At 56.6% G+C, this 9,621-nt stretch carries 10 protein-coding genes and 1 pseudogene; 3 read left to right on the top strand and 8 right to left on the bottom strand.

The features are described 5' to 3' along the window. From GNZ13_RS28730 to GNZ13_RS28700, 7 genes are all read right to left on the bottom strand, one after another. On the bottom strand, positions 1-413 hold a 413-nt coding region (locus GNZ13_RS28730; RefSeq protein ID WP_172170873.1), incomplete at its 3' end, for an ATP-binding cassette domain-containing protein. Positions 414-506: 93 nt separating this feature from the next. Then, on the bottom strand, positions 507-1,577 hold the full coding sequence (chvE, locus tag GNZ13_RS28725) for a multiple monosaccharide ABC transporter substrate-binding protein (RefSeq protein ID WP_172170877.1): 1,071 nt from the start codon (positions 1,575-1,577) through the stop codon (positions 507-509). Positions 1,578-1,673: 96 nt separating this feature from the next. After that, positions 1,674-2,543 carry a Gfo/Idh/MocA family protein gene (locus GNZ13_RS28720; RefSeq protein WP_328807313.1) on the bottom strand — a complete coding sequence of 290 codons (870 nt, stop codon included), beginning with the start codon at positions 2,541-2,543 and terminating at the stop codon, positions 1,674-1,676. Continuing rightward, positions 2,497-3,021 carry a hypothetical protein gene (locus tag GNZ13_RS28715; RefSeq protein ID WP_216675060.1) on the bottom strand — a complete coding sequence of 175 codons (525 nt, stop codon included), beginning with the start codon at positions 3,019-3,021 and terminating at the stop codon, positions 2,497-2,499. The genes GNZ13_RS28720 and GNZ13_RS28715 overlap by 47 nt, the downstream gene beginning before the upstream one ends. A gap of 64 nt (positions 3,022-3,085) precedes the next feature. Further along, the gene (locus tag GNZ13_RS28710) at positions 3,086-4,006 is read right to left on the bottom strand and encodes an intradiol ring-cleavage dioxygenase (RefSeq protein ID WP_172170871.1); all 921 of its coding nucleotides are present in this window, start codon (positions 4,004-4,006) and stop codon (positions 3,086-3,088) included. Positions 4,007-4,137: 131 nt separating this feature from the next. Continuing rightward, positions 4,138-5,052 carry a LysR family transcriptional regulator gene (locus GNZ13_RS28705; RefSeq protein WP_172170869.1) on the bottom strand — a complete coding sequence of 305 codons (915 nt, stop codon included), beginning with the start codon at positions 5,050-5,052 and terminating at the stop codon, positions 4,138-4,140. Positions 5,053-5,188: 136 nt separating this feature from the next. Then, positions 5,189-6,403, bottom strand: a complete 1,215-nt coding sequence (locus tag GNZ13_RS28700) for a phytanoyl-CoA dioxygenase family protein (RefSeq protein ID WP_172170867.1) — start codon at positions 6,401-6,403, stop codon at positions 5,189-5,191. A 93-nt stretch (positions 6,404-6,496) separates the two neighbouring features. On the opposite strand from GNZ13_RS28700, the gene GNZ13_RS52825 reads away from it, so the two are divergent. Together GNZ13_RS52825 and GNZ13_RS52820 are read left to right on the top strand one after the other, a co-directional pair. After that, complete coding sequence (locus GNZ13_RS52825) at positions 6,497-7,027, top strand: LacI family DNA-binding transcriptional regulator (RefSeq protein ID WP_236002231.1); 531 nt, start codon at positions 6,497-6,499, stop codon at positions 7,025-7,027. Further along, positions 6,952-7,539, top strand: coding sequence for a substrate-binding domain-containing protein (locus GNZ13_RS52820; RefSeq protein WP_328807314.1), 588 nt, complete (start codon positions 6,952-6,954; stop codon positions 7,537-7,539). The genes GNZ13_RS52825 and GNZ13_RS52820 overlap by 76 nt, the downstream gene beginning before the upstream one ends. Positions 7,540-7,691: 152 nt before the next feature. Here GNZ13_RS52820 and GNZ13_RS28690 read toward each other — a convergent pair whose 3' ends face one another. Then, positions 7,692-8,876, bottom strand: coding sequence for a porin (locus GNZ13_RS28690; protein ID WP_172170865.1), 1,185 nt, complete (start codon positions 8,874-8,876; stop codon positions 7,692-7,694). Between the two features lie 537 nt (positions 8,877-9,413). Here GNZ13_RS28690 and GNZ13_RS28685 point away from each other — a divergent pair. After that, positions 9,414-9,621: pseudogene (locus GNZ13_RS28685) on the top strand (hypothetical protein); the annotation flags it as partial.

Genomic DNA, 9,621 nt, shown 5'->3' with positions numbered 1-9,621 from the left:
GCATCCGGGGAGTCCGTGAGCCCTACCTTCGCCAACAGTCCCTTGGCCTTCGCACGCGATACCTGCCAATCGATGATGCCGCGCTTCGACTGCTCGTTACCAAGAAAGATGTTCTCGGTAATCGAGAGCATCGGTACGAGGGCGAGCTCCTGGTGGATGATGATGATTCCGACCGCCTCGCTATCGGAAATATCGGCGAATGCCCGCTCCTGACCGTCGTAAAGGACGTCGCCAGAATAAGAGCCGCGTGGATAGACGCCACTGAGGATTTTCATCAGGGTCGATTTTCCGGCGCCATTTTCTCCACAAATGGCGTGAATCTCGCCCTGCCTTACCCTCAGATTTACATTGTTCAGGGCTTTGACAGCGCCAAAGCTCTTCTGAATTCCGCGCATCTCCAGAATGGTATCCATGGTCAAACTCCTCTGATTGGTCACGCTCGGGGCGTGCCTGCGTGAAGCGGGTCCCACTCGTCGAGGGTCCCGACACGCTGACGTTCAGATGCCTTACTTAAGTTGGGCCTGCGTGTAGTAACCGCTGGTGACCAACTCCGACTGGTAATTGGCCTTATCGACCAGGATAGGCTTCACGAGGTAGGTCGGAACAATTTTCGCTCCGTTGTTGTAGCTCTTCGTGTCGTTGACGGGCACCTGCTTGCCGGTCAGCGCGTCGTCAACCATGTCCGCCGCCACGCTGGCGAGCTTGCGCGTGTCCTTGAACACGGTTGACGTTTGGTCACCGCGAACGATGTTCTTCACGTTCTGTACGTCCGCGTCCTGTCCCGTGATGATAGGCATCGCTTGCTGACCCGACCCGTATCCCACACCTTTGAGAGACGAGATAATGCCAATCGCCAACGCGTCATTTGGCGCCCAGACCGCATCGAGATGGTCCTTGCCATAAAATGCGCTCAGCAAGTTGTCCATTCGGGATTGAGCGGTCGCGCCATCCCAATTGCGTGTCGCGACTTTTTCGAAGGCAATCTGTTTGCTCCGAATCACGAACTTGCCGCTATCGATATACGGCTTCAGAACCGACATGCCGCCCGCGTAGACCATATGCGCGTTGTTATCATCCGATGAACCTCCGAACACTTCGATGTTGAACGGGGTCTTGCTACCCGTTTTCTGCCAGGCGCTGACAATGCTCTGTGCTTGCAGGACGCCGACGCCGTAGTTGTCAAAGGTAGCGTAGTAGTCGACATTCTTGGTCTGGCTAATCAGGCGGTCATATGAGATGACCTTGATGCCTTTCTTCTGGGCGAGCGCCATGGCGTCAGAAAAAGTCTTGCCGTCAATCGGTGCAATGACCAGCGCTTTGACACCCTTCGCAAGCATGTTCTCGACCTGGTTCACTTGTGTCGGAACGTCGTAGTTCGCGTACTGCAGGTCAGATGAGTAGCCTTTCGCCTTCAGTGCATCGACCATGCTTTTGCCGTCGGTAATCCACCGCGATTCGGTCTTGTCAGGCAGCGAAATGCCAACAACGCCCTTATCCTGGGCGAAAGCAGCACCAGACATAGCCGAGAAAGCTGCCGAAGCGGCCAGAATGACCGCGACACTCTTCAGAATCTTCATCACTTCATCTCGTATTTAGGAATACGTATTTATGACTCCGCTTTATGAAGTGCGGAATCCTCGGCCGACGCGCGAGGGCGTCAGCCATTCAAACTCTTAACCGATAACGACCTCTGCACCGGCTTCTTTGGACGAAGCGAACATGGCCTCAATGACACGGCTGATGTTGTACGCCTGCGTGGCAGGCACAACCGACTGCGTGCCGTTGCGCAATGCGTCGAAGAACGCGTTCGACTCGCGGTCGAAGTAAACCGGATTGCCGATTTCAGCGATATCGGGCGAATACTCTGTCTTTTTCGTCGCCCAGATTTCAGGGAAGCTGGTCTCTTGCCATTCGGTCCAGCCTTCCGGATGGTCACCTTTGCCAGCGTCATAAATCTTGTAGCTCGCGGGCAGCGAGCGCGAAGACATGATGCCTTCCGTCCCGTAGGCGGTGATGTCCCAGCTCTCGGTCCACGGCAGGACGTCCCACGACATGAAGTCGACGGTGACAATCTTGTCTTCGTAGTTCAGCACGGCACCTGCCGCATCTTCACGCGATTCGTCACCGTGAAAATTCGGGAATTTCGTGATTCGGGCGTTCACCGAGCGCGGCAGGCCGAAGTGCAAAAGAATGCGGTCGATGAGGTGGCAGCCGATAACGAACACTGCGCTGCCGATATCGCCTGGCTGAGTCATGTGCGCAGTGCCCGCTTCGTCATGTGAGCAGCCTCCGTGGGCGCGCACCTGCACGACTTTCCCGAGACGACCGTCTTTGAGGGCAGCCTGCATGGCATCGACCGAAGGAGCAAAACGCCAGCAATAGCCGACTTGCACGAGTCCGCCAGTACGCTCCACAGCTTCGACGATGCGCTTGGCGTCGACCGAACTGCGGCCGGCGGGCTTTTCGCACAACACTGCCTTGCCTGCTTCGAGCGCCTCAATGGTCAGGTCGGCCATCTTCTCGCTCTTGGAGTGGACCAGCACGACATGCACATTCTCGTCCGCCAGGATGTCTTCCTTCGAGCGCGCCTCGATACCGAGGGCGTCGACGTTTCGCGAATTCGTCGGTCATGCGCGGAAAGTCGGCTGGATTTCTGTCGAAGGGGCTCGCACCGATTTTCAGATTGCGCATGCCCAGTTCGCCGCCCAGTTCGATGAAACGGCGACGGCAATCGTCCGACTTGACACGCGCCTCTCCGTCGAAGTACCAGTCCATGAGGATTTCGAGTTCGAAGTACTTCATGCCCGTGTCATCCAGCATATTCTTGACGCCGGACACCCCGTACTTCCCGATGCTGTATTCGAGGTCATCGAGAATGAGGCCGATGCCGCTCCACCCGGCGCGCGAAGCCGCTTCGCAGCGGTCGCGCAGCGGGAACGGGCTGATTTCGTTCGCTGCACACGGATAAACGTCGCCGGCGAGCGTCCAGTACGCAGCCAGCAGTTCTTTCTTCGCGCTCATATGTAGTACTCCTCTGTCTCTCGATGTCATCAGTTTTTCGGCAGCGCACTAGCGTGCCAAACGATTACGGGGTTTCCCGTGTGGGCTTACCGGGCGTCGCGAGAGTGAAGTCCCACGACACAGTCCAGAACGGCGACGAGAACCCGACGCGCTTCCCAGCTTCAGGGTCGTCAATCTTGTTGAATTCGGCGATGAGTTCACGCTTGACGCCGAAGACTGCGTCTTCGGGGAGATACGGGCAGTCAGGCGTGAAGATGTGAGTGATGACCGGGTCAAAGCCAGGCGCGGTAACGATGAAGTGTAGGTGAGCAGCTCGGTTCGGGTGTCGACCCATTGCCTCCAGCAGCTTCCCGACGGGGCCGTCGGAAGGAATCGGATAGTGACGCGGCTTGACCGACCTAAACCAGTAGCGACCTTCAGCATCCGAAGTGAAAACACCTCGCAGATTTGAGTCAGGCTGAATGCCTTTCTGCTGAACATCATAGAAGCCGTCGTCGTCGGTCTGCCAAACCTCGAGCTTGGCGTTCGGAATCGGGTTTCCCTTGATATCGGTTACCCGACCCTTGACCACCATCGGTTCGCCTTTTCCATCGAGACAGATGTTCGTGCCATTTGGATACTCGGGCGCGTTGGCGACATAGAAGGGACCGAGAATCGTGTTCGGTGTAGCACCGCTCGGTCGACGATGGTTGATTGCATCAACGAGCATCGAGACACCGAGGATGTCCGAGAGCAGTATGTACTCTTGCCGCCAATCCGTGCACATCTGACCCGTCTCGGTCAGAAAGCGAATGGCTGTGAACCACTCTTCATGCGTCGGCTCGATTTCCTTGACGGCAGCATGAAGGTGCTTGACCAGAACCGACATTACCTCGCGCAGGCGAACGTCGGCACCTTCGCTCATGCGAGCATTAACGACTTCGGCCGAGCGAGCCTCTTCGAAATACGGCGAGGCAGGCGGAACTGCAGATGATGCGATTTGCATTGCGTGTCTCCATCAATCTCTTCTGTAGCTTTGAGACGAGTCTATATTCGCCTTGGCTGGCAAAACAGAGCTAGAAAGGGAAAGTCTTTCGCGCTGAGTGGGAAGAAGCCCCAAATGCGATGAGCGCAGGTTCACGCTGTCCAATGCCGTTCGTATTCGTTCTGGTGAAACCGCTCCACGAGCGCATCAATGAACAGGCGTACCTTCACGGGGAGATGGGAGCGGGTCTGAAACGCGATGTTCATGGTCAGCCGTGGAAGGTCCCAGTCGTCGAGCACCGGGATAAGGCGGCCGGCCTTGAGGTCATCGTAGATGATGTACTTGGGCTGCACGAGGATGCCCATGTTGTCTAACGCGGCGATGCGCAGTATCTGGCCATCATTCGACTCCACTAATGGCTTCACTCTGACAACGACGTTCTCACCACCGCGTGTGAATGAGAGCTCGCGTGGATTGTCCGCGAGTTGATAGTTCAGCAACCTGTGCTTCGCGAGCTCCGCTGGGAAGCGAGGGCGCCCGTTCGCCTCGATGTAGCCGGGCGATGCGGCCAGTATGCGGCGCGTTGATGCCAGTCTTCTAATCGTGATGTTGCTGTCTGGCTCAAGGACTTTCGTACGAATCGCGACGTCGATGCCGTTCTCGATGATGTCGCAGTAACGGTTGGCCGCCACCACGTCCACTGTGATGTCGGGGTAGCGCGCCGTGAAATCAGGAAGCATCGGCGCGATGTGTAGCATGCAGAACGATAACGAGGCGGTGACGCGAAGGATGCCGCTTGGACGCACAACTGCCTCTTTGATTACGGCCTCTGCTTCGCCAAGCTCTGCGAGGATAGATTTACAGCGCCGGTGAAATTCGGCGCCGGCCTCAGTCAGATAAAGGTTGCGCGTCGTTCTGCGCACCAGTTGGATTCCAAGCCTCGCCTCCAACGAGATTAAATACCGACTCGCCGCCGAGATGGAAAGCTCGACAGCTTCCGCAGCCCGGCTGATGCTGCCCGTCTCGGCCACCTCGACGAACAGTTGTAGTTCCTTGAACTGGTCCATGCCCTTGCACCATTACGCCTCGTTCGCCCACATCCGAGCCGAATGCGGGAGCACGCGCGACTTCGCTGAGTCATTTTGTGTGTCGCGCCAGCATCATGATAGTGCCGCGGCTCTATCTTTTATCCACAAAAACACATCAACAATCTATCAGTTCGGCGGATTCGCCATTCCTGTGACGCCAGGCATGCTTTGCGAGGGCTCGCGTAAACTCGGCCGGCTCCCAGTCCTCCCGAAGCGCTCGGAGCATCATCTGGCCTTGGCTCTCCGGCGCGAGTCCCTTGGCAGGCGGGTCCCTGTCCAGGTTTGTTGGGAACGAATAGCCTTCAGCGCACGAGGCAATCACCGACAGCGCCTCAAACTCAGTTATGTTGCCGGCCTTCAACCGGTCTCGAAGGACGGGATATAGGGTTTCGGACATGTGCGTTCGATTCACCACTTCCATCGCCCGACCATAAGCCGACGAGATTTGAAGCAGGTTTGCCATGCGCTGAACGTGGCACGTTCGGTTCGAACCGGCTGCGTGAAATAGCGCCGGATTGAAGAAGATGGCATCGCCCTTGGCAAGCGGCAACTGGACGAAGTTGTTCTCGAAATATTCCCGGAAATCAGGTCTACGCCAAGCCACATAGCCTTGAGCGTATCGCTGCGAGTAAGGCAGGAGCTTGGTTGGGCCGCTCTCAACAGGCATATCGCTGTGCGCAACGGCCCCTTGTAGCGTGAGAAAAGGCGACATCCCATGCACGTGCGCTGGAAAAGACGCTGCCACCTCCGCTGACTGAAAGCCCAGATGGTAGTCACGATGAGCTTGCTGTGCCTCTCCGCCGGGTCTGACAATATTGACCTGGGACGTAACCTGAAAGCACGGGCCAAGCCATGCCTCGGCCGCCGCCGGCAGCCACCGGTTCGAAAAGTACCTGGTGAAGACCTCAGGTGCCGCAACGCAGAGTTTTTCCTGCGCGTTCCAGATACGGTCGTTCGCGCCTGCTTTCGCGAAATGGTCAGCCTTCGAGCCCGACTTCTTCTCGGCTTCAATAATCGATTCGAAGATGACCGTCGCCTCATCTACGCACCCGGTGTCGGCAAAAGCGTGCTTGAGCACAAAGACGCCCGCTCCATCTCGCAGGACTCCAGCCCACTCCGACAGTAGCTGAAGCCTTTCTGTTTCAGACGAGCCCACTTCTTCCAGGTCGCGGCATTCGTATACAGGAATCCCTTGAACTGACTTTGCAGCGTAGCGTAGCCCTCGCTCCCCACCCGCGTTGAGGACTGTCACGAAATCACTCAAGCTGCAGTCGCCTTCGCGATACCAATTAGTTCGCTCAGCGAGATAGTCTTCTCGTTGGTAGTCCATTCGCGCCTCCTATTTTCCATGTAGGATAGCTTGCAAAGCACAAATCGAATTATCATAAACACATCAAAAAACTATCAATGAAGGAGGGTCGGATTGGCTCACCGCTTCTTGATTAAGGAAATTGCCCTTCAGGCAGGGCTTGGAGTGGCGACTGTTGATAGGGTGCTGAACGGACGCGCTAACGTCCGGGAGCACACTCGCAATCGGGTTGAGCAGGCGATAAAAGAACTTGAGAAACAGGAGCTGAACCTCGCAAACACAGGGCGGAAGCTCATGGTTGACGTCGTAGTAGAAGCACCGACGCGGTTCAGTGACGAAATAAAGAGCGCGCTCGAAGCCGAGCTCGTGTTAATGCACCCGGCGGTTGTTCGTCCGCGCTTTCTGCTGCAGGAGACGATGACGACCTCAGAAGTGGTGGAGGCCCTTCGCTCCATCGCCCGAAGAGGAAGCCACGGCGTTTTCCTGAAGGCCCGCGACGTTCCTGAAATTGCTGAGGCAATCGGCGACCTACAGCGCCACGGCTTCCCGTCGTCACAGTCTTCACCGACATACCGCTATCAGGCCGCATCGCGTACGCCGGGCTCGACAATCGCGTCGCTGGCGCCACTGCCGCCTACCTTCTAGGCCTATTGCTGGGACCCCAGCCGGCTAATGTGTTGATAACGATGAGCGACGAGCGTTTTCGGGGCGAGGAAGAGCGCGAGATAAGCTTTCGTCGAGCATTGCGCAAGCGCCACCCCCAACTCAAGCTGATTGATGCAAGCGGCGGACATGGCATTGATTTGCCAACTGAAGAGCGGGTCCGAAGCGTTCTCAACGACGATACTCGCATCGCTGCCGTGTACTCCATGGGTGGAGGTAATGTCGCGATTCTTCGCGCGCTGGAAGCGCAACAGCAAGCTCCGGTCTGCTTCATCGGTCACGACCTGGACAGGGATAATGTGCAGCTTCTACGCGCTGGAAGGATTCAGGCAATCTTGCATCATGACCTCCGACAGGACATGCGCTCCGCGTGTCATCACGTCATGCACTTTCACAAACTCTTGCCAGCATCGTCTGTAGCGTCATCTTCTTCGGTCGTGGTCGTGACGCCAGAAAATATTCCGGACCACATCGCCAGTCGTTTCCGCGATTGATTCGACCGCTCACAACCGCGCTTCTGTCTCCGCAAGCCCCACCTGGTTGCTTACTCGCCGGAACCACTGGTGTCTGCTCGGAAACAATCCAAGCGCAGACGCAGCTCCTGAGAGGTCCAAGAGAAAGTTGTCACTCGGACCTCTCGGCAGCATCAGAACCTCGTCGCCACCCCTGCAATGACGCCAAACTGGCTCTTGCCATAGTTGGGGTTGGTACTTGACGCGCTTCCGTTAGTGGGGTCGTTGTTGATGTTCGCGCCATACAGACCACTGTCGAGGCCGACGTTAGACGACGAACTGTTTCTAACGTACGCCAGTTCCGTGTATAGGAGGGTTCGCTTAGACAGCGAATAGTTCGCACCCAATGTGTAGAGGGTTGCGTTCCCGTTCCCTTTGTTTGCATTTGCGTGATAGACGGCGCCGGTAATAGCAAGCGCGGGCGTCGTCTGCCAGGTCGCGCCAATCCACTCATGATTGACGGTTGTCGGGAGGCTCGTTCCTGCCGGCAACGCTGACGGGGCCGCCGTGCCGAAATAGCCCGCATTCGACGCGTCCGGAGCGCTCAGGTGCTGGTAGCCAACGTATGCAGTCACAGGACCGAATGCGTACGTCAAGCCCGTGAGAATCGAGCGAGAAGCAAGGTACACGTTACTGAATTGGCCGTTTCCGTCGCGAACCTCGTCATAGGTCGCCTGCCAGAAAAGGCCCTTGTTCGCGTAGGAGAGTTTGATACCATCCGAGCGGCCCTGAGAGCTTCCGAGTCCACTAGAAGTGCCGAGTTGACCAGGCGCGCTTCCAGGATTTCCGGCGTTCCACGTCGGCGAATTCGTCAAGTCATACTGGCCTTGCAGGGTAAAACCGGCAATCGTCGGCGACAGGTACTCCGCGCCGTTCGCTGCCTGCGAGAAGATGCGGCCCCGTACCAGCGTTCCAATCGCATACTTCTTTGTTTGCTGTGGGTCGACATCGCCCGAGTATTGACTTATCTCAGCCGAGCCCATGTTGCCCAACTTAATTTGACCCCAAGTGTCATTCTGGAGGCCCACAGTCGCCTGTCCCTCGAAGAAACTTCCGTTCGCGAAGCTTCCGTTCATCGTGTTGAGCCGGGACTCGAGCTGGAAGATTGCGTGAGTGCCGCCGCCGAGGTCCTCGGAGCCTTTGAGACCGAATCTCGATTGCGCCCAGCCTCCACTTTGCGCACCGAATACATGCCCCTTCGGTTGATTCGTCTCGTACACGATACCGTTGTCCACGATGCCGTATAACGTGACGCTGCTCTGAGCCATGGCTGTTGCCGTCGCGGACAATGCGAACACGCTGAACAGAAGTTTCTTCATTGCCATCTCCGTTAATATAGTTGTACTACGTACCTTCCCTACTATCGAGAGTGCTCAATTTCTTCGCTCACTCGCAATTTTCTGAACTCACCTTTCCGAGCGCCCGTCTATCTTTCATCGAGCGCGACACTGCTGAATGACGTGGAGCCGCACAGACGCTCGCAGGGAAGAAAATGAGAAGAAATAGCAAGCACAAGAGTGCGCTTATGCGGAAGGCGATAATTTCCGTGCGGCACGTCTCCTGAACTGCGCTTGTGTATTTTTGCCCGAGTGTATATTCCCCATTCGCTCGAACAAAGAGCAGAAGGGGGAATCTCTTTCGTGAAATCAGGGAAAATGCGCCTCAAAGCAAATGTGCAAGAGCCTTTCAGCGTTATGCTGTGTCACCTCATCGCGGTTAACCCCCGTATCCCTGTTGACGCCCCATCGATTACGGTTCGGGCGTTCCAACGCGAAGAGACACGTTCTTCTCAGGAACTAATCCAAATGGTCCGTGAGCAGTCTCACGTCGCCTAACGCATCCATACGGAGATACGTATGAAGTTCAAGCAACTGTCTGTTTTTGCTGTTTCAGCAGGTATGACTTTGAGTCTCCTCTCACTTCCGATGTTGCAAGCTCATGCAGCGACAACCGATGCCGGCGCCTCCGATAGTGCGATGTCGAAGCAAGAGATGAAGGCGCAAAAGAAGGCGGACCGCAAGGCGCGCCGCGCGAAGAAAAACGCCGAGCTCAGCAAGCTGGAAA

The sequence above is a fragment of the Paraburkholderia elongata genome, assembly GCF_013177735.1.
Lineage (GTDB): Bacteria > Pseudomonadota > Gammaproteobacteria > Burkholderiales > Burkholderiaceae > Paraburkholderia > Paraburkholderia elongata.
Note: the sequence above shows the minus strand (reverse complement) of the source record. Positions and strands in the feature narration are given on the sequence as shown.